Here is a 24,166-nt window from a genome sequence, read left to right on the forward strand (position 1 = left end):
GGCGCAGAAGCTCGCCCTCGTTGTCGCCGCCAGGCCGTGGCCCACACCATGGGGATGGATACCGGTCGTCGTGCTCATGCTCCAGCACCCCCTGTCTCACGCCCAACGCATCCGTTTGCCGTGAGGTGACGGTAGGGCTTCTCACGGAGAACGGCAAGCGTTAGCATGAGGATCGTGGATCATGACGCGCCCCACCACCTCCATCAGCCACTGGTCCCCGGCGAGGAGCGCTTCCTCTGCCTGGCCCTGGTGAACACCCGGTTCGTGCTCGGTCACGGGCCGGTGGACCTGCTGGAGGACACCGATGCGGCCCGGCTCTGGCTCGTACGGCATGAACTGCTGCCCGATCGTGTCGTGTTGACGGGACGTCAGGCCGGGCGTCTGCGGGCGCTGCGCGAGGCGCTGCGGGAGTTGTGTGCGGCGCGGGCGGAGGGAGCCGTGCCGCCCGCGTCGAGTCTGGACGCGCTCAACGCCGCACTCGCCGCCGCGCCCCCCACGCCCCGTCTCGTCTGGACCGGCCGCGAGCCGCGCCGTGCCGACGAACCCGACACCGCGAACCCGGTGGGCGCCGCCCTCGGCTCGCTCGCCGAGGGTGCTGCCGACCTGCTCACCGGGGCCGCGGCCGGCCGACTCGCGCCCTGCGGCGCCCAGGGGTGCACCCGCTGGTTCCTGCGCTCCCACGCGGCCCGCCGCTGGTGCACCACCAAGTGCGGCAACCGGGTGCGGGCCGCCCGCCACTACGCCTCCCGCAAGGCCTCCGACTAAGCCAACCAGCGCACTACGCAAGGGAATTGCTCATGCCATTCGTCACCGTCGAATACTCCGAGCGGCTCGCCGACACCTTCGACCGGCGGGCCTTCGCCCGGGAGGTCCACGAGGTCGCGCCCACGGGGATCAACGCCTCCACCGAGGCCTTCAAGACCCGGTTCCGGGTGATCGAGGAGTCGTACTTCGGCGCGGACGAGGACGACATCGACGCCGTGTTCATCCAGGTCGCCATCCTCTCCGGACGCACCCCGAAGGCGATCGAGGTGCTCGGCGAGACGGTCCTGGAGATCGCCCGCAAGCATGTGACCGGGGCCGCCGGGCGGCGTCTGCACGTCATGGTCGAGACCCGGGAGATGGAGCGGGACTTCTACCGGGCGCACAAGGAGTGACCCCCGCCGGTCAGGGGAGGTAGGCCGGGGCGAGCCCCGCCGTCAGGAGGCGGCGGGGCTTTCCCGTGCCGTCGGCGGGGACGGTGTAGAGGTCGGCGCCGTAGTCGCCGGCCAGCGCGTAGGCGACGGTGTTGCCGTCCTGCCAGACCACCTGGTCGTCGACGCTGCGCGGCTCGGCGAGCGCGGTCTCGCGCATCGTCGCCGGGTCCAGCGCGTACAGGCGCCACGGGGCGTCGGCCGGCAGTCCCGCCACCCGCTTCTTGTAGACGATCCGGGTGCCGTCGGGGGAGAGCGAGGGACACTCGACGTTGGTGTGCAACGCGGTCACCGTACGCGCCGCCAGATCGCCCCGGACGAGGTAGGTGTGGCCGCCGGTCGCCATCGTGGCGTAGAAGTGCCGGTCGTCGGCGGCGAAGGTCACGCCCCAGAAGTTGGTGTCGGCCGCGTGGTGCTCCTTGCCGTCGAGCGTGGCGGTGAAGTCCTCAAGGGACGCCGTGAGTTGACCGGTCCGGGTGTCCAGGACCGCGGTGCGGGTGGAGAAGTTGGTGCCCGCGTACGAGTCGCCGCCCACGAACACCGTCCAGGCCACCCAGCGCCCGCTGGGTGAGACCCGGGACCGGGTCGGGATGCCGGGCAGGCTGTAGTGCGCGCGCTCCTTGAGCCCGGCGTCCAGGACCACCGCCCGGTAGGAGTCCGTCACCGCCCCGCGCTCGGCCTGGAGGCAGATGCCGGTGCCGGCCGCCGCGTAGAAGCGCAGGCACTTCATGCCGGAGGCGGTGCGCGGGCCCGCCGGGTCGGTGGCCGCGACCGTGGCCAGCTCGTCGCGGTGCGGGCCCCACGCCATGTTGCGGAAGACGATCCGCTGCCCGGAGCCCGGCGCCAACGACACCTTCCCCGAACCGACTTGGGGACCGCCGGCCTGGACCTGGTTCTTCTTGTCCGCGCGGTCCGCCGCGTGCAGCAGCGACGCGGCGGCGACGCCCGCCAGTACGGCAAGGACCGCCACGAGGACCAGGATCTTGTTACGGAGAGTCAAAGCCGGGCTTCCTTGGGGGAGTTGGAGGGGCGCAGCAGGTACGCGCCCACCGCGCACGTGCTCAGCACGGCCGCCGCCGTGCCGAGTGCCGTCCGGTCGCCCCACGCCGTCCAGGCCGCGCCGAAGGCGATCGAGCAGGCGAAGCGGGCCAGTGCCTGGCCGGTCTGGATCAACGCGAGTCCGGAGGAGCGCAGTTCGGCCGGGACGGAGCCCGCCGCCGCGGCCATCAGGACGCCGTCGGTCGCCGCGTAGAACCCGCCGTGCAGGGCCAGCGTGAGGAACGGAAGCGCGGGGCTCTGCCAGCCGGTCAGGAGCAGGACGTACGCGAGGAGCAGGGCCGCGTGGCCGCCGAGGAACACCTGCCAGCGGCCCACCTTGTCGGCGAGCCGCCCCAGGGGCACGGCCAGCAGCAGGAACGCGGCCGCGGTGCCGAGGGGAAGCAGTGCGAACCAGCGGTCGGGCACGCCCAGCCGGTGCTGGAGCAGGAGGTAGACGAAGGAGTCGCTGACCGTGGCGAGACCCAACAGCAGTGCTGCCAGCGTGAGTTGACGTACCGGGCGGACGCGCAGCAGGGCCAGGGCCGCCTTCAGGGAGACGCGCGGCGCTCCCTGCGCCGAAAGGGGCGCCGGAGCGCCCGCCGCAGAGCCCGCCACAGCGGACTGAGGGGTGCGCGAGGGGACGAAGAGAAGCAGGACGAGCACACCGAGGGCGGCCACGCAGAAGCTCACCGTGAAAACCGCGTCGTAGCCGTCGGCCGCCTGGCGCAGGATCAGGAAGGCGGTCAGCGGACCGAGCATGGCGCCCGCCGTGTCCATCGCCCGGTGCACCCCGAAGGCCCGGCCGCGTGTCTCCGGAGCGGAGGCGAGGGAGATCAGCGCGTCGCGCGGGGCGGTGCGCAGGCCCTTGCCGGTGCGGTCCGCGGCGAGCACCGCGCCGATCAGCGGCAGTGAACCCGCCACCAGGAGAAGGGGTTTGCACAGCGCGGACAGGCCGTAGCCGAACACCGCGACGGCCTTGTGCCGGCCGCCCCGGTCGGCCAGATGGCCGCCGACGAGCCGGACCAGGGCGCTGAAGCCGTTGTAGACGCCGTCGAGCAGCCCGAAGCCGAGCGGGGACAGACCGAGTCCGGTCACCAGGTACAGCGGCAGGACGGCGGTGACCATCTCCGAGGAGACGTCCGTGATGAGGCTGACCGTGCCGAGTGCGAACACGGTGGGGGCGATCGCCGAACGCCGCCCGGAACCTGCCCGGGCGGCGTCGGCAGCGGCGGCGGGAGCGCCGCGACTGTCCGCTACGTACACGTCAGTTGGCCCAGATCCCCGTGATGTCGGTGGAGTTGGCGGCCTGTCCGGCGTGGCCGGTGCCGTACATGTCCTCGATGGTGCGCAGCAGGTTGTAGTGGTTGTAGGTGGCCGAGGACGAGGAGCCAGGGGTCACCGGCTGGCCGTACAGGACCGTCGGGATCCGGTTGCCGGCGAGCCGGTTGTCCTCGTCGAAGGTGATGACGAGCAGGCTGTTGTGGGTCTTGGCCCAGGTCGCGTACGCACCCAGGTTGTTCTTCAGCCAGGTGTCACCCGTGGAGACCGAGCAGTCGTGCATGTCGCTGCACAGGTTCGGCACCACGTACGAGACCTGGGGCAGCTTCGTGTAGTCGGTGGGGAACTGGGCGAAGGTGTAGGCCGAGGAGGTGGGCACATTGGAGAAGCCGAACCACGGGTTGTGCTTCTGCGCGTACTTGCCGCTGGTGCACTTGGTGGAGCCCTGGCTGGGCAGCGTCTCGTTGTAGCTCGCCCAGGTCTTGCCGGCCGCGATCAGCTCGGAGGCGAGGTTGGGCGCGGAGGAGAAGCCGGGAGTCACGCAGCTGTCGTCGGTGATGCCCTGGGTCGAGCCGGAGAACATGGCGTAGTAGTTCGGCTGGCTCGGGTGTGTCTCGGCGTAGGAGGCGGGCAGACTGGCGCCACCGGACTTGAGCGAGTTGATGTACGGGGCGCTGGAGCTGCCGATGACCTGGTCGTAGGCGTGGTTCTCGAAGACCACGACCAGCACGTGGTCGGGCGTGGGGACGCTCGCCGCGGCCTGCGCCGAGGACGTGCCGCCGAGGCCGGCCCACAGGCCGGCGGACGCGGCCGCGAGGCCCAGGGCGGACAAGAGGGCGGTGCGGGTGCGGCGCGGTTTGGGCTCGCCGGACACGGCTACCTCCGGAATGAGGGGGAGGACGGGCCGGGGGACCCGCCGGGGGGAGTGCACCCACGGGCGGCGGTGCACCCAGAGAGTAGGGGTGTCCATGTCAACCGGGAAGGTGAAAGTGAGTGAAGACCCGGGGAACGTCCCGTGCCCGAAGCGGTGGTGCCTGTGGGAAAGGGTGACCATCCCCTAGGTTGGGGCGAATGACCAGCTCCACCCTCCACTCCGGTCCCGGAAGTCCCCGAAACCTCGATCGCAGTCCGTTCTTCGACAACGCCAAGTTCCTGTTGATCGCGCTGGTCGCGCTCGGCCACAGCTGGGAACAGGTCATCACCCCGCACACGCCGGTCCTCAGGGCCGTGCACAACCTGGTCTACGGCTTTCACATGCCGGCTTTCATCCTGCTCTGCGGCTATTTCTCCCGCAGCTTCACCGGACGCCCCGACCAGATCCGGCGGCTGCTCACCGGGGTGCTGCTGCCCTACCTGATCTTCGAGACCATCTACAGCTTCGTGTACCACTGGCTGCGCGGCACCGAGCTCGCGATCACGCCGACCTCGCCCACGTATCTGTGCTGGTTCCTCATCGCGCTGTTCCTGTGGCGGCTGACCACGCCGATCTGGAAGGCGGTGCGCTACCCGCTGCCCATTTCGATCGTCGTCTCGCTCGCCGCGGGCACGACCCTGATCAGCGGTGACCTGGCGCTCCCACGGGTCCTGATGTTCCTGCCGTGGTTCGTTCTCGGGCTGCGCCTTCGCCCCGAGCACTTCGCCCGGCTGCGCACCCGCACGGCCCGTCTGATCGCGGTGCCGGTCTTCGCCGGGATCTTCGCGCTCGCCTACTGGCTGTCCCCGTATCCGAGCGACGACTGGCTCTCCAGCGACGCCGACAACACGGTCCTGAACGTGTCGCTCACGCAGTACCTGCTGATCAGGCTGGCCCTGTTCGCGGTGACCGCGCTGCTCGTGGCGTCGTTCCTCGCACTCGTGCCGGGCCGCCGGATGTGGCTGACCGGGCTCGGCGCCGTCACCCTCTACCCGTATCTGCTGCACGGCATCCTGCTCCGCGTCGCCGAGTACTACGGCGCCTTCCGGGTGGTGCGCGAGGCGGGGGTTCCGGGTGTGCTGGTGCTCAGCGGCACCGCGGTGGGTGTGGTCGTACTGCTCTCGACGCCGCCGGTACGCGCGGTGCTGCGCCCGCTGGTGGAGCCGCGGCTGCCGAAGTGGCTCGTGCCCCGGACCGAGGTGGCGCCCGCGCCCGCGCCGGTGCCGACGGCCGGCGCCGAGCGGGAGAAGACGCTCGCGGGGTGACGGGGTGACGGGGTGACGGGGTGACGGGGTGGACGGCTTGAGCGGGTTGGACGGGTTGTAAGGAACCGGGCGACCGGGTGCGAGCCCGGCCGTGGCGGGTCAGTGCGCGGCGGGCTGCCAGGGTGCGGCCGGGCCGCCCGCGGTCCGCGTCCAGTACAGCCGCCCGTCCAGGCCGATCGCGGCCGCCACGGCGTCGTTGCCGTCCTGCACCGCGGCGGGCGCCCCGGTGAACAGGATGCTGCCGTCCGACTTCCAGGCCGGGGCGGGGGCGCCCGGCTCCAGTGTGGCCAGCGCGCCGGAGGCGGTGCGGCCGGTGACGAGCGGGCCCGCCGCGCCGACCATGCCGTAGCCGGAGGTGTCGCCGAGGTCGGTGGCCGCCGAGGGCGTGGTGCCGGAGAACAGCACGCTCTGGATGTTGCCCGAGTTCGCCTGGCGGTAGTACACCCGCACTCCGTTGCCGTCCTGGCGGGCGGAGAGACCCGTGGTGTTGGGCGGCAGACCGGTGTCGGAGGCGCGCGCGGGCAGCGGGGCGCCCGGTGCCGGCTGGGCCCAGGTCAGCAACGTTTTGGCGGTGCTGGAGAAGAGGTGCACGCGGCCCGTGGCGTCGGTGGTGGCGACCGGGTCGCCGACCAGGTTCGTGCCGCCGAGAGCGGCCCAGGGCGTCCAGTCGCCCTTCGTGCCGAGCGTCGCCGCGTGCAACTGGAGGTCACCGCCGCGCAGGAAGACGGAGAGCGTTCCGGATCCGTCCACCGCCGCGGTCGGAGTGGACAGGTCGAAGACGCCGTCGACGCCGCTGCGGTCGGGCGAGCCGAGCGAGCGCCACGCGCCGAAGGGGCCACCGGGAGACGTCTGCACCGCCGCGACCACCTCACGGCGGTAGTCGGTGAGCTGCGCGCCGAACAGGGTGCGGGTGCCGAACACCGCGAGCCGGCCGTCCGGCAGACGCGTGGCGCTCACGCCGGAGTCCATGCCGTCGCCGGGCAGCAGCTCGGGCCCGCTCCAGGTGGCGTCCGCGCCGGGCGCCTTGTGCCACACGGCGAGGCGCTGGTCGAGCACCCCGAACGCCCACAGGCTGTCGTCCTTGCCCTGCTGCAACCAGGAGGTGGAGTTGGTGCGGCTGTAGCGGATCGACTCGGCCCAGTTGGTGCCGTGCGGGTTGCTCGACACCTTGCGGTCACCACAACCGGCCGCGCTGGCGCAGTAGTTGTCCTTCGGGTTCATCCAGGCGTAGGTCTTGACGATGTCGGCCTTGGCGTCGGTGGCCGGCTTGGCGAAGGTGTGGGGCAGGAAGCCGGTGTTGTAGCCGACGTAGTTCTGCACACTGAAGTGCGGGTGGTTCGCGGACTTCGCGTACAGCGCGAGCGCGGCCTGCGCGAAGCGGGCGCTGTAGGTGTGGTCCTGGTGGTCGATGATCTTGTGGAACTTGCCTGCCCTGGCCGGGGTCGGGTCGAGGGTGCGCACATGCGTCGGACGGAACTTCTCTATCAGCCCGGCCAGCGTCTCGACGACCTGCTCCTTGGTGTAGGCGAAGGGGCGGACCGGGGTGCCCGAGGCCAGCTGCGAGGTCAGCGTGGCGACCTGGCCGTTCCACAGACCGCGCAGGCTGTGCGGCTGGTTGCCGGATATCGTCTCGGCCTCCCGCAGCTGCACCCACACCAGGTGGATCCCGGGGTGGCCGTCCAGGGTGTCCAGCTCGGCGGTGCCGCCCCCGGCGGTGGGCAGGACGGCGCGGGTCCACTTGGCGCCCCGGTCGCCGGTCGCCATCTGGGCGTACGCCCCGCGTATGCCGTTCTGGCGGGCCTCGGAGTACTTGGCCCGGTCGGACGGGGGCCTGGGGGCGCCCTTCCTGGTCGACGGCGAGTTCACGCCGTCCGATTCGCCCGCCGTGACGTACACGCTGGTGATGGGGCGGCCGGAGCGCAGCGACTGGCCGGTGTCCGGGTTCATGAAGAACAGGTCGTCGTCCGGGTGCGCCATGATCTGCATCACCGAGCCGCTCGCGGGCCGCACCGGGCCGGAGGACACGGACGCGGGGACGGCCGCGGCGCGGCCGCCGGGCGACGTGGCGCCCTCGGTGTCGGACATGGCGAGTTCGGCGAAGGCGCCGCCCGCGACGAGGACGGCGGCGAGCGCGGAGCCGGCGACGGCGCCGCGGCGGGAGAGCAGCGCGGAGCGCAGCGGCAGCCTGGGCTTCATGGGTGTGGTCTTTCGGTACGGGCGGCCTGGGCGGCCGGTCAGTGCGTGAGCACTTCCTCGCCGAGCCCGGTCATGAGTGCTCGATCAGGGCTGTTCAGAACCTGATCGACCTTGAAGACGAAAGGTCCAAGAATCGGGTTCATTTGGACGACTCGGAAAACGATGTGTCCTTGATCACCTCGAATTGGCCTTATAACGGCACAAGTCAGGCGAAGTGGTGGTGAACTGGGCGTGGTGCAGCGGGAGTTCGCGGGTGAAATGTCCCCGAAGTCGCTCCGTGTGAGGGGGGCGTCACTCTGAGGGAGGCGGCGTGGGGCGTCTTTCGGGTCAACGGTCCGAGCCGGCCGGCCCCGCCCCGGGTGACCTCCGGCCCTGTCCCGGGTGCCCCCTGGCTCCACCCCGAATGACCTCCGGCCCCGAAGGCTGTGACCTCCGGCCCCGCATGCTGTGGCCCCCGCCCGGAGCCGTGACCGGGCTCGCTCCGCGCCCTCGCCGGGGCCCGGCGGCTCCACTGCGGCTAGGGTCTGTCCGGAGTGCCAGGCCCCGCGTCCCGGACAAGATCCGCCGGATGGGCCTAGGCTCGGAATCCGGGTCTTGATCGGGTGGGCCGGTTCCGGGAACCCCCCCCGGCCGGGCGTGCGAGTGTACGGACACGTGGGAGGCGGCCAGATGACGGTGCCGGGGCGCAGGAGCAGTACCTTCACACGGCTGCTGCGGCATGGCTTCACCGACCCCTCGGCCGCCGAGCGGCTCCTGGAGAGCCCCGAGCTCGCGCCCGTACGGTCCGACCCGGTGCTCCTGGACGCGCTCGGCGCCACCGCCGACCCCGACCTCGCGCTGCTCGGGCTCGTCCGCCTGGTGGAGGCGCAGGAGGACGACGAGCGCCGAGCCCTCCTGGACACCCTGGTCAGCGCGAAGCCGCTGCGGGACCGGCTGCTCGGGGTGCTCGGCGCCTCCGAGGCGCTGGGCGACCACCTCGCCCGTCACCCGCACGACTGGCACGCCCTGGTCACCTACGAGGCGGCCGACCTGCACCCCGGGGTCGCCGAGTTCGAGCGCGGCCTGGCCGGGGCCACCGACCCCGTGTCCCTGCGGGTCGCCTACCGGCGCTGCCTGCTGGCCATAGCGGCCCGCGACGTGTGCGGCACGACCGACGTGGCCGAGACCGCCGCCGAACTCGCCGACCTCGCGACCGCGACCCTGCGCGCCGCCCTCGCCATCGCGAGCGCCGCGGCCCCGGCCGACGCCGCACAGTGCCGGCTCGCGGTCATCGCGATGGGCAAGTGCGGGGGCCACGAGCTCAACTACGTCTCCGACGTCGACGTCATCTTCGTGGCCGAGCCCGCCGACGGTTTCGACGAGGGCAAGGCCATGCAGGCCGCGGGCCGGCTCGCCGCCCACCTCATGCGGATCTGCTCGGAGACCACCGTCGAGGGTGTGATCTGGCCCGTCGACGCCAATCTGCGCCCCGAGGGCCGCAACGGCCCGCTGGTGCGCACGCTCTCCAGCCACCTCGCCTACTACCAGCGCTGGGCCAAGACCTGGGAGTTCCAGGCGCTGCTCAAGGCCCGCCCGGTGGCGGGCGACCCCCAGCTCGGCCGGGACTACGTCGAGGCCGTCTCACCCCTGGTGTGGCAGGCCGCCGAGCGGGACAACTTCGTCGCCGACGTACAGAAGATGCGGCGCAGGGTCGTCGACAACATCCCCGCAGCCCAGGTCGAGCGCGAGCTGAAGCTGGGGCCCGGCGGCCTGCGGGACGTCGAATTCGCCGTCCAGCTGCTCCAGTTGGTGCACGGGCGCAGCGACGCCACCCTGCACAGCGGCTCCACCCTGGACGCCCTCGCGGCCCTCGCCGCCGGAGGGTACGTCGGCCGGGCGGACGCGGCCCAGATGGACGAGGCGTACCGGTTCCTGCGGGCGATGGAACACCGCATACAGCTCTACCGGCTGCGCCGCACCCACCTGGTGCCGGAGGACGAGGCGGATCTGCGCCGGCTCGGCCGCTCGCTCGGCCTGCGCACCGAGCCCGTCGTCAGCCTCAACAAGGAGTGGAAGCGGCACGCCTCCGTCGTGCGCCGGCTGCACGAGAAGCTCTTCTACCGGCCGCTCCTGGACGCGGTCGCCCAGCTCGCGCCCGGCGAGACGCGGCTCAGCGCCCGCGCCGCCGCCCACCGCCTGGAAGCACTCGGCTACGCCGACCCGGCGGCCGCCCTGCGCCACCTGGAGGCGCTGTCCTCGGGCGTGAGCCGCAAGGCCGCCATCCAGCGCACCCTGCTGCCCGTCCTGCTCGGCTGGTTCGCGGACTCCGCCGACCCGGACGCGGGCCTGCTCGGTTTCCGCAAGGTCTCCGACGCGCTCGGCAAGACCCCCTGGTACCTGCGGCTGCTGCGCGACGAGGGCGCCGCCGCCGAGAACCTGGCCCGCGTCCTCTCGGCCGGCCGGCTCGCCCCCGACCTGCTGCTCCGCGCCCCCGAGGCGGTCGCCATCCTGGGCGACCCGGACGGGCTCGTGCCGCGCGGCCAGGACCACCTGGAGCAGGAGGTGCTCGCCGCGGTCGGCCGCGCCGAGACCGCCGAGGGCGCGGTCGCGGCGGCCCGCGGGGTGCGCAGGCGCGAACTGTTCCGGACCACCGCGGGCGACCTCATCGGCTCCTACGGCACCGAGGACAGCCCCGCCGAGGAGGACCCGGGCGCGCTCGTCGACCGGGTCGGCAACGCGGTCACCGACCTGAACGCGGCCACCATCGCGGGCGCCCTGCGTGCCGCCGTGCGGGCCGAGTGGGGCGAGACCCTGCCCACCCGTTTCGCGGTCATCGGCATGGGCCGCTTCGGCGGCCACGAACTGGGCTACGGCTCGGACGCGGACGTCCTGTTCGTGCACGAACCCCGTGCGGGCGTGGACGAGCAGGAGGCCGCTCGGGCCGCCAACCGGGTCGTGGCCGAGATGCGCCGACTGCTCCAACTCCCCACCGCCGACCCGCCGTTGCTCATCGACGCGGATCTGCGTCCGGAGGGCAAGTCGGGCCCGATGGTGCGCACCCTGAAGTCCTACGAGGCGTACTACCGACGCTGGTCGCTCGTCTGGGAGAGCCAGGCGCTGCTGCGCGCCGAGGTGATGGCGGGCGACCGGGACCTCGGGGCCCGCTTCATCGAGCTCATCGATCCGCTGCGCTACCCGGTGGAGGGCCTCGGCGACGAGGCGGTCCGCGAGATCCGCCGGCTCAAGGCGCGGATGGAGTCCGAGCGGATGCCGCGCGGCGCCGACCCCACCCTGCACGCCAAGCTGGGCCGGGGCGGGCTCTCCGACGTCGAGTGGACGGTCCAGCTGATGCAGATGCGGCACGGCTGGGAGCTGCCGGGCCTGCGCACCACGCGGACCCGTCAGGCACTGGCCGCCGCGCACGCGGCGGGGCTCGTGGGCACGGAGGAGGCCTCGATACTGGACGAGGCGTGGGTGCTGGCTACGCGGGTGCGCAACGGGGTCATGCTGGTGCGGGGCCGGGCCGGGGACACGTTCCCTTCGGACGGGCGGGAGCTTGCGGCGGTCGGCCGTTACCTGGGGTACGAGCCGGGGCATGTCGGGGACATGCTGGAGGACTACCGGCGTCTTACGCGCAGGGCGCGGGGGATCGTGGAGGAGCTGTTTTACGGGGCGCACCTTTAGCCGTGCGGCGCGGGCGGGGGGTGCGGGGTTTCTGGGCCCCGGGCCCCCTTCTGGGGGCTCTGCCCCCAGACCCCCGTTCGCGCCTTGAGGGCGCTCGTCCTCAAACGCCGGACGGGCTGTAGGTGACCCGGCGTTCGTGTGGCCTCGGGGCGTGCTTGTCCTCGGGCGCTGGGTGGGCTGTGGGTGGCCGGGTGTTCGCGGTCTTGGGCGTGCTCGTCCTCAAACGCCGGGCGGGCTGTGGGTGGCCGGGTGTTCGTGGCCTCGGGGCGTGCTTGTCCTCGGGCGCTGGGCGGGCTGTGGGTGGCCGGGTGTTCGCGGTCTTGGGCGTGCTTGTCCTCAAACGCCGGGCGGGCTGTGGGTGGCCGGGTGTTCGTGGCCTCGGGGCGTGCTTGTCCTCGGGCGCTGGGCGGGCTGTGGGTGGCCGGGTGTTCGCGGTCTTGGGCGTGCTTGTCCTCAAACGCCGGGCGGGCTGTAGGTGACCCGGCATTCGTGGCCTCGGGGCGTGCTTGTCCTCAGGCGTCGGACGGGCTGGAGGTGCCCGGGCGGCGTGGGAGAAGAGGCCCCGGGCGCTGTGAATCCACCAGCTTCGGGAGCTGGTGGGGGAAGCTGCCGTACCAGGCGCGGGAGGCCAGGAAGCCGAAGGTCAGGCAGAGCAGGCCGCCCACCGCGTCCAGCCAGAAGTGGTTCGCCGTGGAGACGATCACGATCAGCGTGGCCGTCGGGTAGAGCAGGCCCAGGATCTTCGCCCAGGGCGCGGAGGCGAGCGCGAAGATCGTCAGGCCGCACCAGGTCGACCACCCGATGTGCATGGACGGCATCGCCGCGTACTGGTTCGACATGTTCTTCAGGTCGCCCGACGCCATCGAGCCCCAGGTGTGGTGCACCAGGACCGTGTCGACGAAGTGCCCGCCGTTCATCAGGCGGGGCGGGGCGAGCGGGAAGAAGTAGTAGCCGAGCAGGGCCACGCCCGTGGTCGCGAAAAGGACGAGGCGCGACGCCGCGTAGCGGCCGGGGTGGTAACGGAACAGCCATACGAGGACACCGATGGTGACGATGAAGTGCAGTGTCGCGTAGTAGTAGTTCATGCCGACGATGAGCCATGTCACCGAATTCACGGCATGGTTGACCGACTGTTCCACCGCGATGCCGAGGTCGTGCTCCGCACTCCAGATCCAGTCCGCGTTCCTGAGCGCCTTCGCCTTCTGCTCGGGGACCGCGTTGCGGATCAGCGAGTACACCCAGTAACTCACCGCGATCAGAAGAACTTCGAACCAGATCCGCGGGCGGCGCGGCAGGCGCACTCTCCGCAGCCGGGCGGAAAAGCCGCTGCGGCCCGGTTCGTTGTTCGAGGGTGTGGCCGACGGCTCATGTGGTGGAGCGGCCGTCCGGCCTTCCAGAGTCTTCACGGTCATTTCACCCATAGGAAGAGAGTCTGCCAGATGCACATACCCCCCGCCGATCATCCTCCGGTCGGGTTCGCTGCGCACCTGCTACTCCCAAAGGACGAGGTTTCCCGGCGTACGTCAGGGTCGGCTTCGGGGTCGCGCACCCGAGGTCGAACCGCGTACGACCAGTTCGGGCATGAACACGAACTCGCTGTGCGGCGCCGGGGTGCCCCCGACCTCTTCGAGCAGGGCACGCACCGCGGCCTGCCCCATCGCCGTCACCGGCTTGCGGATGGTGGTCAGCGGTGGGTCGGTGAACGCTATCAGCGGAGAGTCGTCGAAGCCCACCACAGAGACATCACGCGGCACGTCCAGGCCCGCCTGGCGCGCCGCCCTGATCGCGCCGAGCGCCATCATGTCGCTGGCGCACACGATCGCGGTGCAGCCCTGCGCGATGAGCGCGGTGGCCGCGGCCTGCCCGCCCTCCAGCGTGTACAGGGAGTGCTGGATCAGTGACTCGGCCTCGGCCGTCGTCAGGCCGAGCCGGTCCTGCATCCCGGCCGTGAAGCCCTCGATCTTGCGCAGCACCGGCACGAAGCGCTTGGGGCCGACCGCGAGGCCGATCCTGGTGTGGCCGAGCGCCGCGAGGTGGGTGACCGCGAGCCGCATCGCCGCCCGGTCGTCGGGCGAGATGAAGGGCGCCTGCACCTTGGGCGAGAAGCCGTCCACCAGGACGTAGGGGACGCCCTGGGCGCGCAGCTGCTCGTAGCGCTCCATGTCGGCGGTGGTGTCCGCGTGCAGCCCGGAGACGAAGATGATCCCGGAGACGCCCCGGTCCACCAGCATCTCGGTGAGCTCGTCCTCGGTGGAGCCGCCCGGGGTCTGCGTCGCGAGCACCGGGGTGTATCCCTGCCGGGTCAGCGACTGGCCGATGACCTGGGCGAGCGCCGGGAAGATCGGGTTCTCCAGCTCGGGCGTTATCAGGCCGACGAGCCCCGCACTGCGCCGGCGCAGTCGTACGGGCCGTTCGTAACCCAGCACATCGAGTGCGGCCAGGACGGATTCACGGGTGCCCGCGGCCACACCGGGCTTGCCGTTGAGCACGCGGCTGACTGTGGCTTCGCTGACCCCCGCCTGGGCTGCGATGTCGGCGAGCCGTGCGGTCACGGGATTGGACTGTACCGGTCGCACGTCAGATTGCCCACCAGACGGCGGATTCGGCCGGGAGCAGGGCGTTTTCCGCGTCGAACTCGACAGCCGCGCTGGTGAGCACCGGCCGTCCCGCGAGCGGGAGTTGGACCGTGCGGGGCAGCGTGTTCAGGGTGCAGGCGAAGCCCGGCCGGGCGAAGGCGAGCACCCCCTCGGGCGCGGGCAGCCAGCTCATCGTGCCGTCGCCGAGCCCCGGCAGCTCGCGGCGCAGGGCGAGGGCCGCGCGGTAGAGCTCCAGGGTGGAGTGCGGGTCCCCGGACTGGGAGGCGACGCTGAGCCCGCGCCAGGTGTCGGGCTGCGGCAGCCAGGGCGCCGCGCTCCCGAAGCCGAAGCTCGGGCCCTCGGCCGTCCACGGGATCGGGACGCGGCAGCCGTCGCGGAAGCCGTCCTGGCCCGCCGCGCGCAGGAAGGCCGGGTCCTGGCGCAGCTCGTCGGGCAGTTCGACGACCTCGGGCAGGCCCAGCTCCTCGCCCTGGTAGAGATAGGCGGAGCCGGGCAGCGCCAGCGTGAACAGGGTCGCGGCGCGGGCCCGGCGAAGCCCCTGCTCCCCGCCGCCGTAGCGGGTGACATGGCGTACGACGTCGTGGTTGGAGAGCACCCAGGTGGTGGGGGCGCCGACCGCGCCGGTCGCGGCGAGCGAGGCGTCGACGGTCGCGCGCATCCGCTCGGCGTCCCAACCGCACGTGAGGAACTGGAAGTTGAAGGCCTGGTGCAGCTCGCCGGGGCGTACGTACAGGGCCAGGCGCTCGGAGGAGGGGGCCCAGGCCTCGGCGACCGCGATGCGCTCGCCCGGGTAGGAGTCGAGCAGGGTCCGCCAGGCGCGGTGGATCTCGTGGACGCCGTCCTGGTCGAAGAAGGGGAGCACCTGGCTGCCGATGAGCTTGGCCTGCTCGCTGGCGCCGATGTCCGGCAGCCCCGGCGCCTTGACCATGCCGTGGGCGACATCGATGCGGAAGCCGTCCACACCGAGGTCCAGCCAGAAGCGCAGCACGGACTCGAACTCGGCGTGCACCGCCGGGTGGTCCCAGTTCAGGTCGGGCTGCTCGGGGGCGAACAGGTGCAGATACCAGTCGCCGTCGGCGCTACGGGTCCAGGCCGGGCCGCCGAAGACCGACTCCCAGTCGTTGGGCGGGAGTTGGCCGTTCGCCCCCTTTCCGGGGCGGAAGTGGTAGCGCTCGCGCTCGGGACCGCCGGCCAGCGCCGCGCGGAACCAGGGGTGCTGGTCGGACGTGTGGTTCGGGACGATGTCGACGATGACGCGCAGGCCGAGGCGGTGGGCCTCGCGCACCAGGGCGTCGGCGTCGGACAGGGAGCCGAAGAGCGGGTCGACCGTGCGGTAGTCCGCGACGTCGTAGCCGCCGTCGGCCTGCGGGGAGGCGTAGAACGGGGTGAGCCAGACCGCGTCCGCGCCCAGCTCCTTCACGTGGGGGAGCCGGGCCGTGATGCCGGGCAGATCGCCGATGCCGTCGCCGTCGCTGTCCGCGAAGGAGCGCACGTACACCTGGTAGATCACCGCGTCGCGCCACCAGCCGGTCCGGGGCCCGGTGGGCTCCTGGGCGACGGCGGCCGTCGTCAGCTCCTGCGTCATGGGGTGCCCTCTCGAAAATCCTGCGGTCACGGGATCAACGCCGATGGGCCTCGAAAGTAACAGCCTTGCAAGGTCTTGCGGAACCCTTGCAGTCCCTCCACGGGCGCGGGTGAACCAGCGATACCGGCTTTGACAAGGCGCACAGCGGCAACCGTGCGGACACGCTGACGTAACGATCGACCGCTCTTGCAGAAATTCTTCGCAAGGTCTTTCGGTCGCCTTTCATCCTTGTTACGTTCCTGGCGATCCGGCGCCGTGATGGAGCGGCACCCAGTGAAGGAGTTCTCATGCGACGTGGCATAGCGGCCACCGCGATCGCGGCGACCCTGGCGCTCGCGGCGACGGCCTGCGGTGGCAGCGACAGTGGCGGCGGCAAGGCGGACGGCCCGGTCACCATCACCTGGTGGGACACCTCGAACGCCACGAACGAGGCGCCCACGTACCAGGCGCTGGTCACGGAGTTCGAGAAGGCGAACCCGACGATCAAGGTCAAGTACGTCAACGTCCCCTTCGACCAGGCGCAGAACAAGTTCGACACCGCCGCCGGTGCCAAGGGCGCCCCGGACGTGCTGCGCGCGGAGGTCGGCTGGACGCCCGCCTTCGCGAAGAAGGGCTACTTCCTGCCGCTCGACGGCACCGAGGCCCTCACCGACCAGGCCAAGTTCCGGCCCAACCTGATCAAGCAGGCCCAGTTCCAGGGCAAGACCTACGGCGTCCCGCTGGTCACCGACACCCTCGCCCTGGTCTACAACAAGGCCCTGTTCGCCAAGGCCGGCATCACCAAGGCCCCCACCACCTGGGACGAGTTGAAGGCGGACGCCGCCCTCGTCAAGGAGAAGGCCGGGGTCGACGGCTACTGGGCCTCCACCGCCGGGTACTACGCCCAGCCGTTCCTGTACGGCGAGGGCACCGACACCGTGGACGCGACCGCCAAGAAGGTCACCATCGCAAGTGCCCCCGCAGTCAAGGGACTTGAGACCTGGAAGGGCCTGTTCGACGGACCGGGCCTGCACAAGGCGGACGTCACCGCCGACGCGTACGCCCACATCCAGGACGCCTTCGTGAACGGCAAGGTCGCCGCCATCGTCCAGGGCCCGTGGGAGATCACCAACTTCTACAAGGGCGCCGCCTTCAAGGACAAGGCCAACCTCGGCATCGCCACCGTCCCGGCCGGATCCGCCGGCAAGGCGGGCGCCCCGACCGGCGGTCACAACCTGTCCGTGTACGCCGGCTCCGACAAGGCGCACGCGGCCGCCGCGATGAAGTTCGTCAACTTCATGACCTCGGCCAAGAGCCAGGAGAACATCGCGCTGAAGAACTCCACGCTGCCCACCCGCGAGGACGCCTACACCGCACAGGTCAAGGCCGACCCGGGCATCGCCGGCTTCCAGGGCGTGCTCGCCGCCGCCCAGCCGCGCCCGGAGCTGCCCGAGTACAGCTCGCTGTGGACCCCGATGGACACCGAACTGCCGAAGGTCGCCGACGGCAAGGAGTCCGTCGCCGACGCCGCCAAGAGCCTTCAGCAGGACATGGCCAAGCTGGTCCCCGACTTCACCAAGTGAGCCCCGCCGCCGGGCCGTTCCCCCTCGGGGCGGCCCGGCGGCACGCACGTCCGTCGAACTCCCCCGGAAAAGGTGTCGAGATGACCGTTGCCGTCGATGGCGCGGCCCCCAAGAGCGCGTCCCCGGCGCGCCGGGGGCCGCTGGAGCGCATCCGGCGCTCCTGGCAGAAGCACTGGTACGCGTACGCGATGGTCGCGCCGATCGTCGTCGTGCTCGGCGTCCTGGTGCTCTATCCGCTGGTCCAGGGCGTCTACTACACGCTCACCGACGCCAACAGCCTCAACTCGGCACGCACCATCGGCGCCAACCACATCGCCGCGACCTACGAGTTCGTCGGGCTGCACAACTACGCGGACATCCTGTGGGGGCCGACCGCCTGGGACCGGTTCTGGTCGCACTTCATCTGGACCGTGGTGTGGACCGTCGCCTGTGTGACCCTGCACTACGTCATCGGGCTCTCGCTCGCCCTGCTGCTCAACCAGAAGCTGCGCGGGCGCACCTTCTACCGGATGATGCTGATCCTGCCGTGGGCGGTGCCCACCTTCGTCACCGTCTTCTCCTGGCGCCTGATGCTCAGCGACTCCGGCATCGTCAACACCGTGCTCGGCGCCCTCCACCTGCCGCAGCCCGAGTGGCTGGAGCAGCCGCACTTCCAGCAGCTCGCCGCGATCCTGGTCAACACCTGGGTGGGCGTCCCGTTCATGATGGTCTCGCTGCTCGGCGGGCTCCAGTCGATCTCCGCCGACCTGTACGAGGCCGCCGAGATCGACGGCGCGACCGCCTGGCAGCGCTTCAGGCACGTGACGCTGCCGGGCCTCCGACCGGTGAGCGCCACCGTCGTCCTACTCGGCATCATCTGGACGTTCAACCAGTTCGTGATCATCTTCCTGCTGTTCGGCAACGGCGGCGCCCCCGACGCCCAGATCCTCGTCACCTGGGCCTACCGGCTCGGCTTCGGACAGCAGCCCCGCGACTTCGCGCAGTCCGCCACCTACGGCGTGCTGCTGCTCTCCATCCTGATCGTCTTCTCCTCCTTCTACCGACGCTGGCTGGCCCGCAATGAACAGGTCTGATGCCCCCATGGCCAAGAAGGCCGTCTCCCGGGACCACACCCGGCGCCGCACCGCCGTCCTGTCGCACCTGGCACTGAGCATCGCCAGCCTCGTCGCCCTCTTCCCGATCGTCTGGCTGCTCTTCCTCTCGCTCGGGCCCGACAAGGACGACTATCTGCACCCGGGCCGCATCTGGTCCAAGATGTCCTTCTCCAACTACGCGTTCGTCACCGAGCACACCAAGTTCTTCACCTGGCTCGGCAACACCGCCCTGATCGCGGTCGCCACCTGCGTCATCGGCGTGATGTTCGCCGCCACCACCGGCTACGCCGTCTCGCGCATGCGCTTCCCCGGCTACAAGAAGCTGATGTGGGTGCTGCTCGTCACCCAGATGTTCCCGATCGCCGTACTGATCGTGCCGATGTACCAGATCCTCGGCGACCTCGGCCTCATCGACACCTACGGCGGCCTGATCCTGGTGTACTGCTCCACCGCGGTGCCGTACTGCGCCTGGATGCTCAAGGGGTACTTCGACTCGATCCCGATCGAGATCGACGAGGCGGGCCGGGTCGACGGGCTCACCCCGTTCGGCACCTTCTTCCGCCTCATCCTGCCGCTCGCCCGGCCCGGCCTCGCGGTCGCCGCGTTCTACACCTGCCTCACCGCGTGGGGCGAGGTGGCGTTCGCCTCCACGTTCATGCTCGACGACGGCAAGTACACCCTCGCCGTGGGCCTCTCCAGCTTCGTCAGCCAGCACGACGCCCAGTGGAACTACATGGCCGCCACCGCCGTACTCATCGCGATCCCGGTCTCCGCCGTCTTCTACCTGGTGCAGAAGCACCTGGTCACCGGCATGACCGCGGGCGCGACCAAGGGCTGAGCCGGGCTCCGCCCCGGCCTCCCATCCCACCGGTTTCCGAGGGTCGACCACCCCGGGACCCCCTTCTAAGGACGACATGACCCAGCACTTCACCGCCCCCGACCGCCTCACCGGGAAGACCGGTACGCAGTGGTGGCGGGACGCCGTGATCTACCAGGTCTATCCGCGCAGCTTCGCCGACGGGAACGGCGACGGCATGGGCGACCTCGAAGGCGTACGCGCCCGGCTGCCCTATCTGCGCGACCTCGGCGTCGACGCCGTCTGGCTCTCCCCCTTCTACGCGTCCCCGCAGGCCGATGCCGGCTACGACGTCGCCGACTACCGGGCCATCGACCCCATGTTCGGCACCCTGCTCGACGCCGACGCACTGATCCGCGACGCCCATGAGCTGGGCCTGCGCATCATCACCGACCTGGTGCCCAACCACTCCTCCGACCAGCACGAGTGGTTCAAGCGCGCCCTGGCGGAGGGCCCCGGCTCACCGCTGCGGGCCCGCTACCACTTCCGCCCCGGCAAGGGCGAGGACGGTCAACTCCCGCCCAACGACTGGGAGTCCATCTTCGGCGGCCCCGCCTGGACCCGGACCGCGGACGGCGACTGGTACCTGCACCTGTTCGCCCCCGAGCAGCCCGACCTGAACTGGGACCACCCGGCGGTCGCCGACGAGTTCCGCTCCATCCTGCGCTTCTGGCTGGACATGGGCGTCGACGGCTTCCGCGTCGACGTCGCGCACGGCCTCGTCAAGGCGCCGGGCCTGCCCGACATCGGCGGCCACGACCAGCTCAAGCTGCTCGGCAACGACGTCATGCCGTTCTTCGACCAGGACGGCGTCCACGAGATCTACCGCTCGTGGCGCACCATCCTCGACGAGTACGACGGCGAGCGCATCGCCGTCGCCGAGGCGTGGACCCCCACGGTCGAGCGGACCGCCCTGTACGTACGCCCCGACGAACTGCACCAGGCCTTCAACTTCCAGTATCTGGGCACCCCTTGGGACGCGAAGGCGCTGCGCGAGGTCATCGACACCTCGCTCGCCGCGATGCGCCCGGTCGGCGCCCCCGCCACCTGGGTCCTGTCCAACCACGACGTCACCCGGCACGCCACCCGCTTCGCCAACCCGCCCGGCCTCGGCACCCAGCTGCGCACCCCGGGCGACCGCGAACTCGGCCTGCGCCGGGCCCGCGCGGCCACCCTGCTGATGCTGGCCCTGCCCGGCTCGGCCTACGTCTACCAGGGCGAGGAGCTCGGCCTGCCCGACGTCACCGACCTGCCCGACGAGGTGCGCCAGGACCCGTCGTTCTTCCGCGCCGCGGGCCAGGACGGCTTCCGCGACGGCTGCCGCGTCCCGATCCCGTGGACCGTCGAGGGCCCCTCGTACGGCTTCGGCAGCGGCGGCAGCTGGCTTCCGCAGCCCGCCTCCTGGGCCGGGCTCAGCGTCGAGGCGCAGACCGGCGTCGCCGACTCCACCCTGGAGCTGTACCGCAGGGCCATCGCGGCCCGCCGCGCCCACCCGGGCCTCGGCGCCGGGGACGACCTGCGCTGGCTGGACGCCCCCGAGGGCGTCCTCGCCTTCGCCCGCGAGGGCTTCGTGTGCACGGTGAACCTCACCGGACGCCTGGTGTCGCTGCCGCTGCCCGGCCGCGCGGTCCTGGCCAGCGCCCCCTTCGCGGTGGACGGCGACCGGGTCGAGCTGCCGGGCGACACCACGGTGTGGTGGACGGTGTGAGCCAGGCCGCGCAGCCGGGCGGGCCGCGCCTCGCGGACATAGCGGCGCAGGCCGCCGTCAGCGAGGCCACCGTCAGCCGGGTGCTCAACGGCAGGCCCGGGGTCGCCGATTCCACCCGGCAGCGGGTGCTCGCGGCCCTGGACGTGCTCGGCTGGGAGCGCCCGGCCCGGCTGCGCCGGCGCAGCGAGGGGCTGATCGGCCTGGTCACCCCGGAGCTGACCAACCCGATCTTCCCCGCCTTCGCGCAGGCGGTGGAGCAGGTGCTCGCCGGCCACGGCTACACGCCCGTCCTGTGCACCCAACTGCCGGGCGGGGCAACGGAGGACGAGCTGGTCGAGCAGCTGGAGGAGCGCGGCGTCAACGGCATCGTGTTCCTGTCCGGGCTGCACGCCGACACCTCCACCGACCCGGCCCGCTACCTGGCGCTCGCCGAACGGGGCGTCCCGTACGTCCTGGTGAACGGCTACAACGAGGCGCTGCGCGGGCCGTTCGTGTCGCCCGACGACCACGCGGCGATGCGGATGGCGGTGGGACATCTGGCCGACCTCGGGCACACCCGGATCGGCCTGGCGATCGGACCGCCGCGGTACGTCCCCTCGCGCCGCAAGACCGAGGGGTTCACGGCGGCGCTGGGGGAGCGGCTCGGACTGCCCGGACACGAGGCGGCGGCCCTCGTCCTGTCCACCCTGTACAGCGTGGAGGGCGGCCAGGTTGCCGCGGGCGCGCTGCTCGACCGGGGCTGTACGGGGATCGTCTGCGGCAGCGACATGATGGCGCTCGGCGTGGTGCGCGCCGCCCGCGAGCGCGGCCTCGACGTACCGCTGGACGTCTCGGTGGTGGGCTTCGACGACTCCCGGCTCATCGCCTTCACCGACCCGCCCCTGACCACGGTCCGCCAGCCCGTGCGGGCGATGGCGGCGGCCGCGGTGTCCGCCCTGTTGGAGGAGATCGCCGGAACCCCCGTCCAGCGAACGGAGTTCGTCTTCCAGCCGGAGCTGGTGGTACGGGGGTCCACGGCGCGGGCGCGGGGGTGAGTCCGGGGACCGCCCCGGACCGCCGCTAGAACGGCTTGGTCGGCAGGTACTTGCCGTCCAGGGTGATCACGGCACGCTCGCCGCCCTCGGGGTCGGCGACCTTCTTCACGTCCAGCCTGAAGTTGATCGCGCTGATGATGCCGTCCCCGAACTCCTCGTGCACCAGGGCCTTCAGGGTGGTTCCGTACACCTGGAGCATCTCGTAGAAGCGGTAGATCGTCGGGTCGGTGGGGATGCCGCCCGGGATCGAGCCGCGGCTCGGGATGGTGGTCAGGAGCAGAGCCGCGTCGTCGTCGAGGCCGAGCAGCTCGGCGACGGCCCGCGCGGAATCGGCGGGCAGCGCGTGCTGGCCGAGCACGGCGGCCGTGACGAACGCGACCGAGAAGCCCGCCGCGTCCGCGATCTGCTGCCACGAGAGGTCCTTGCGCAGCTTCGCCTCGACGGCGGCGGTGGCCAGGTCCTGGCGGGCGGTGGTGTCGTACTGGGACTGGATCATGGATAACTCCTGGGAAGGGTGAGTCAGTTGGCGGTGGGGGCGGCGTCGAGTACCTCGACCTTGCCCGTGGGGATGTCGTAGACCCAGCCGTGCAGCGTGAGCCGGTGCCCGGCCAGGGCGCGGGCCACCGAGGGGTGCGTCGCCAGGTTCGCGAGCTGGGCGCGTACGTTGCCGCGTATGAGGGCCGCGAGATCCGCGGAGTCCGCGTGGGCCGGGGCCGCGTCCGCGTGCCGCAGCCAGTCGGCGACCGCGGGCAGCGCGGCGAGGTCGTGGCCCTCGGCGAGCGCGGTCATGGCCCCGCAGGCGGAGTGGCCGCAGACCACGATGTCGCGCACGCCGAGCACGCCGACCGCGTACTCGACGCTCGCCGCGATGCCGTCCGCTCCCGGGGTGTACGCGGGCACCAGGTTTCCGGCGGTACGGATGACGAACAGCTCGCCCGGCTCGCTCTGGGTGAGCAGCTCGGGCACCACCCGCGCGTCCGAGCAGCTGATGAACAGCGTGCCGGGGCGGTGGGTGGCGGCGAGATGGGCGAAGAGGTCCGCCTTGGCGGGGAAGACACCGCGCTGGAAACGCGCGACGCCCTCGGCGAGGTCTTGCATGGTCACTCCCTTCGGTGGCTGCCGGACCCTGGGGGCCGACGGGATCCACCATGCATGAGCTGGCTCTATAGCGTCCAAGACGTGTTTTCCATACCTCTTATAGCTCTCATCTATAGTTGCTTCCATGGCCCCGGAACTGCGTCATCTGCGCTATCTGCTCGCCGTCGCCGAGCACGGCACCTTCACCCGCGCCGCGGAGGAGCTGCGCATCTCCCAACCCACGCTGTCCCAGCAGATCAAGCAGCTGGAGCGCACCGTGGGCGTCCAGCTCCTGGACCGGAGCGGCCGCGCGGTGCGGCTCACCGACGCGGGGGAGACGTATGCCCACTACGCCCGGCGCGCCCTGCGGGACCTGGCTGCCGCCGAGCGCGCCGTCCTGGACGTCGCCGACCTCTCGCGCGGCAGCCTGCGCCTGGCGGTGACCCCGACCTTCACCGCGTACCTCGTCGGCCCGCTCGTCGCGGAACTGCACACCCGGCACCCCCGGATCGTGCTGGACGTGAGGGAGTTGGCGCAGGACCGCATCGAGGCGGCGCTGCTGGCCGATGAGCTGGACCTCGGCATCGCCTTCGCCGGCCCGCATCTGCCCGGCATCCAGGCGGCGGCCCTGTACACCGAGACCCTGGGCCTCGTCGTCGGTGCCCCTGCCGCACCGGCCGAGTCGCTCGCCGTGGGGGACCTCGCGGAGCGGCAACTCGCCCTGCTGAGCGGTGACTTCGCGACGCGGGGCCATATCGACGACTATCTCGGGCAGCATCGCGTCACCCCGCGCATCGCCGTCGAGGCGAACTCGCTCCAGGCGCTGACCGAGATCGTCCGCCGCACCCCGCTGGCCACGGTGCTGCCCGACGCCGTCACCCATGAGCACCCGGACCTCGCGCCCGTCGCCCTCGACCCGCCGCTGCCCGCCCGCACGGTGGCGCTGCTGCGGCGCGAGAGCGCCTACCGCAGCGCCGCGGCCCGGGAGTTCACCCGGCTCGCCCAGGACTTCGTCCGCGCCCGTGGTTACGCGCCGGCCTGACCGGCGCCCTGGGCTCCGGCTCAACGGCCGCGCAATTCCTTGCAGATGGCCGCACGCGTGCTGCG

The 24,166-nt window shown here is 71.6% G+C and carries 19 protein-coding genes; 10 read left to right on the plus strand and 9 right to left on the minus strand.

Annotation, left to right across the window (positions count from 1 at the left end; genetic code table 11):
* Positions 1-165 precede the first annotated feature (165 nt).
* Positions 166-765, plus strand: coding sequence for a CGNR zinc finger domain-containing protein (locus CG740_RS21515; RefSeq protein WP_234376415.1), 600 nt, complete (start codon positions 166-168; stop codon positions 763-765).
* A gap of 32 nt (positions 766-797) precedes the next feature.
* A complete protein-coding gene (locus CG740_RS21520) occupies positions 798-1,157 on the plus strand; it encodes a 5-carboxymethyl-2-hydroxymuconate Delta-isomerase (RefSeq protein ID WP_100576828.1) in 360 nt (119 codons plus the stop codon).
* 10 nt (positions 1,158-1,167) lie between these two features.
* Here the strand turns inward: CG740_RS21520 and CG740_RS21525 are convergent, their stop codons facing one another.
* The 3 genes from CG740_RS21525 to CG740_RS21535 are packed head-to-tail and all read right to left on the minus strand — an operon-like array spanning position 1,168 to position 4,383.
* Positions 1,168-2,193: a PD40 domain-containing protein gene (locus tag CG740_RS21525; protein WP_100576829.1), complete on the minus strand. Its 1,026-nt coding sequence runs from the start codon at positions 2,191-2,193 to the stop codon at positions 1,168-1,170.
* Positions 2,190-3,494: an MFS transporter gene (locus tag CG740_RS21530; protein WP_100576830.1), complete on the minus strand. Its 1,305-nt coding sequence runs from the start codon at positions 3,492-3,494 to the stop codon at positions 2,190-2,192. The genes CG740_RS21525 and CG740_RS21530 overlap by 4 nt, the downstream gene beginning before the upstream one ends.
* A gap of 1 nt (position 3,495) precedes the next feature.
* Positions 3,496-4,383 carry an alkaline phosphatase family protein gene (locus CG740_RS21535; protein ID WP_234376416.1) on the minus strand — a complete coding sequence of 296 codons (888 nt, stop codon included), beginning with the start codon at positions 4,381-4,383 and terminating at the stop codon, positions 3,496-3,498.
* Positions 4,384-4,580: 197 nt separating this feature from the next.
* Here CG740_RS21535 and CG740_RS21540 point away from each other — a divergent pair, with 197 nt between their 5' ends.
* Positions 4,581-5,687 (plus strand): acyltransferase family protein, encoded by a 1,107-nt coding sequence (locus CG740_RS21540; RefSeq protein WP_100576831.1) that lies wholly within the window; start codon positions 4,581-4,583, stop codon positions 5,685-5,687.
* A 99-nt stretch (positions 5,688-5,786) separates the two neighbouring features.
* Here the strand turns inward: CG740_RS21540 and CG740_RS21545 are convergent, their stop codons facing one another.
* On the minus strand, positions 5,787-7,883 hold the full coding sequence (locus CG740_RS21545; RefSeq protein WP_100576832.1) for a PIG-L family deacetylase: 2,097 nt from the start codon (positions 7,881-7,883) through the stop codon (positions 5,787-5,789).
* A gap of 669 nt (positions 7,884-8,552) precedes the next feature.
* Here CG740_RS21545 and CG740_RS21550 point away from each other — a divergent pair.
* Entirely contained in the window at positions 8,553-11,546 is a 2,994-nt protein-coding gene (locus tag CG740_RS21550; RefSeq protein ID WP_100576833.1) for a bifunctional [glutamine synthetase] adenylyltransferase/[glutamine synthetase]-adenylyl-L-tyrosine phosphorylase, read from the plus strand.
* A 512-nt stretch (positions 11,547-12,058) separates the two neighbouring features.
* On the opposite strand, the gene CG740_RS21555 is transcribed toward CG740_RS21550, so the two are convergent.
* The 3 genes from CG740_RS21555 to CG740_RS21565 form a co-directional block, all read right to left on the minus strand.
* Positions 12,059-12,967: a phosphatase PAP2 family protein gene (locus CG740_RS21555; RefSeq protein WP_100576834.1), complete on the minus strand. Its 909-nt coding sequence runs from the start codon at positions 12,965-12,967 to the stop codon at positions 12,059-12,061.
* Between the two features lie 102 nt (positions 12,968-13,069).
* Positions 13,070-14,098 carry a LacI family DNA-binding transcriptional regulator gene (locus CG740_RS21560; protein ID WP_199846533.1) on the minus strand — a complete coding sequence of 343 codons (1,029 nt, stop codon included), beginning with the start codon at positions 14,096-14,098 and terminating at the stop codon, positions 13,070-13,072.
* Between the two features lie 25 nt (positions 14,099-14,123).
* Positions 14,124-15,728 carry a glycoside hydrolase family 13 protein gene (locus CG740_RS21565; RefSeq protein WP_100576836.1) on the minus strand — a complete coding sequence of 535 codons (1,605 nt, stop codon included), beginning with the start codon at positions 15,726-15,728 and terminating at the stop codon, positions 14,124-14,126.
* Between the two features lie 287 nt (positions 15,729-16,015).
* On the opposite strand from CG740_RS21565, the gene CG740_RS21570 reads away from it, so the two are divergent.
* The 5 genes from CG740_RS21570 (at position 16,016) to CG740_RS21590 (ending at position 21,982) form a co-directional block, all read left to right on the plus strand.
* On the plus strand, positions 16,016-17,290 hold the full coding sequence (locus CG740_RS21570; protein ID WP_100576837.1) for an extracellular solute-binding protein: 1,275 nt from the start codon (positions 16,016-16,018) through the stop codon (positions 17,288-17,290).
* 80 nt (positions 17,291-17,370) lie between these two features.
* Positions 17,371-18,363, plus strand: a complete 993-nt coding sequence (locus CG740_RS21575) for a carbohydrate ABC transporter permease (protein WP_100576838.1) — start codon at positions 17,371-17,373, stop codon at positions 18,361-18,363.
* Positions 18,364-18,370: 7 nt separating this feature from the next.
* The gene (locus CG740_RS21580; protein ID WP_234376417.1) at positions 18,371-19,222 is read left to right on the plus strand and encodes a sugar ABC transporter permease; all 852 of its coding nucleotides are present in this window, start codon (positions 18,371-18,373) and stop codon (positions 19,220-19,222) included.
* A 76-nt stretch (positions 19,223-19,298) separates the two neighbouring features.
* Positions 19,299-20,948 (plus strand): glycoside hydrolase family 13 protein, encoded by a 1,650-nt coding sequence (locus tag CG740_RS21585; protein ID WP_100576840.1) that lies wholly within the window; start codon positions 19,299-19,301, stop codon positions 20,946-20,948.
* On the plus strand, positions 20,933-21,982 hold the full coding sequence (locus CG740_RS21590; RefSeq protein WP_100576841.1) for a LacI family DNA-binding transcriptional regulator: 1,050 nt from the start codon (positions 20,933-20,935) through the stop codon (positions 21,980-21,982). Before CG740_RS21585 ends, CG740_RS21590 begins: the two co-directional genes overlap by 16 nt.
* A 25-nt stretch (positions 21,983-22,007) precedes the next feature.
* Here the strand turns inward: CG740_RS21590 and cynS are convergent, their stop codons facing one another.
* Together cynS and CG740_RS21600 are read right to left on the minus strand one after the other, a co-directional pair.
* Entirely contained in the window at positions 22,008-22,478 is a 471-nt protein-coding gene (cynS, locus tag CG740_RS21595) for a cyanase (protein ID WP_100576842.1), read from the minus strand.
* 23 nt (positions 22,479-22,501) lie between these two features.
* On the minus strand, positions 22,502-23,080 hold the full coding sequence (locus CG740_RS21600) for a carbonic anhydrase (protein WP_100576843.1): 579 nt from the start codon (positions 23,078-23,080) through the stop codon (positions 22,502-22,504).
* Between the two features lie 124 nt (positions 23,081-23,204).
* Here CG740_RS21600 and cynR point away from each other — a divergent pair, with 124 nt between their 5' ends.
* Positions 23,205-24,101, plus strand: coding sequence for a transcriptional regulator CynR (gene cynR / locus CG740_RS21605; protein WP_100576844.1), 897 nt, complete (start codon positions 23,205-23,207; stop codon positions 24,099-24,101).
* Positions 24,102-24,166: the final 65 nt, after the last annotated feature.

The organism is Streptomyces sp. CB01201 (genome assembly GCF_002803085.1).
Classification (GTDB): Bacteria; Actinomycetota; Actinomycetes; order Streptomycetales; family Streptomycetaceae; genus Streptomyces; species Streptomyces hundungensis.

Bases quoted from the DNA above. Each gene is read 5' to 3' on its own strand.
- CG740_RS21580 (WP_234376417.1), top strand. From the start codon at position 18,371: ATGGCCAAGAAGGCCGTCTCCCGGGACCACACCCGGCGCCGCACCGCC.
- CG740_RS21515 (WP_234376415.1), top strand. From the start codon at position 166: ATGAGGATCGTGGATCATGACGCGCCCCACCACCTCCATCAGCCACTG.
- CG740_RS21575 (WP_100576838.1), top strand. From the start codon at position 17,371: ATGACCGTTGCCGTCGATGGCGCGGCCCCCAAGAGCGCGTCCCCGGCG.
- cynS (WP_100576842.1), bottom strand. From the start codon at position 22,478: ATGATCCAGTCCCAGTACGACACCACCGCCCGCCAGGACCTGGCCACC.
- CG740_RS21550 (WP_100576833.1), top strand. From the start codon at position 8,553: ATGACGGTGCCGGGGCGCAGGAGCAGTACCTTCACACGGCTGCTGCGG.
- CG740_RS21570 (WP_100576837.1), top strand. From the start codon at position 16,016: ATGCGACGTGGCATAGCGGCCACCGCGATCGCGGCGACCCTGGCGCTC.
- CG740_RS21540 (WP_100576831.1), top strand. From the start codon at position 4,581: ATGACCAGCTCCACCCTCCACTCCGGTCCCGGAAGTCCCCGAAACCTC.
- CG740_RS21545 (WP_100576832.1), bottom strand. From the start codon at position 7,883: ATGAAGCCCAGGCTGCCGCTGCGCTCCGCGCTGCTCTCCCGCCGCGGC.
- CG740_RS21565 (WP_100576836.1), bottom strand. From the start codon at position 15,728: ATGACGCAGGAGCTGACGACGGCCGCCGTCGCCCAGGAGCCCACCGGG.
- cynR (WP_100576844.1), top strand. From the start codon at position 23,205: ATGGCCCCGGAACTGCGTCATCTGCGCTATCTGCTCGCCGTCGCCGAG.
- CG740_RS21555 (WP_100576834.1), bottom strand. From the start codon at position 12,967: ATGGGTGAAATGACCGTGAAGACTCTGGAAGGCCGGACGGCCGCTCCA.
- CG740_RS21520 (WP_100576828.1), top strand. From the start codon at position 798: ATGCCATTCGTCACCGTCGAATACTCCGAGCGGCTCGCCGACACCTTC.
- CG740_RS21585 (WP_100576840.1), top strand. From the start codon at position 19,299: ATGACCCAGCACTTCACCGCCCCCGACCGCCTCACCGGGAAGACCGGT.
- CG740_RS21600 (WP_100576843.1), bottom strand. From the start codon at position 23,080: ATGCAAGACCTCGCCGAGGGCGTCGCGCGTTTCCAGCGCGGTGTCTTC.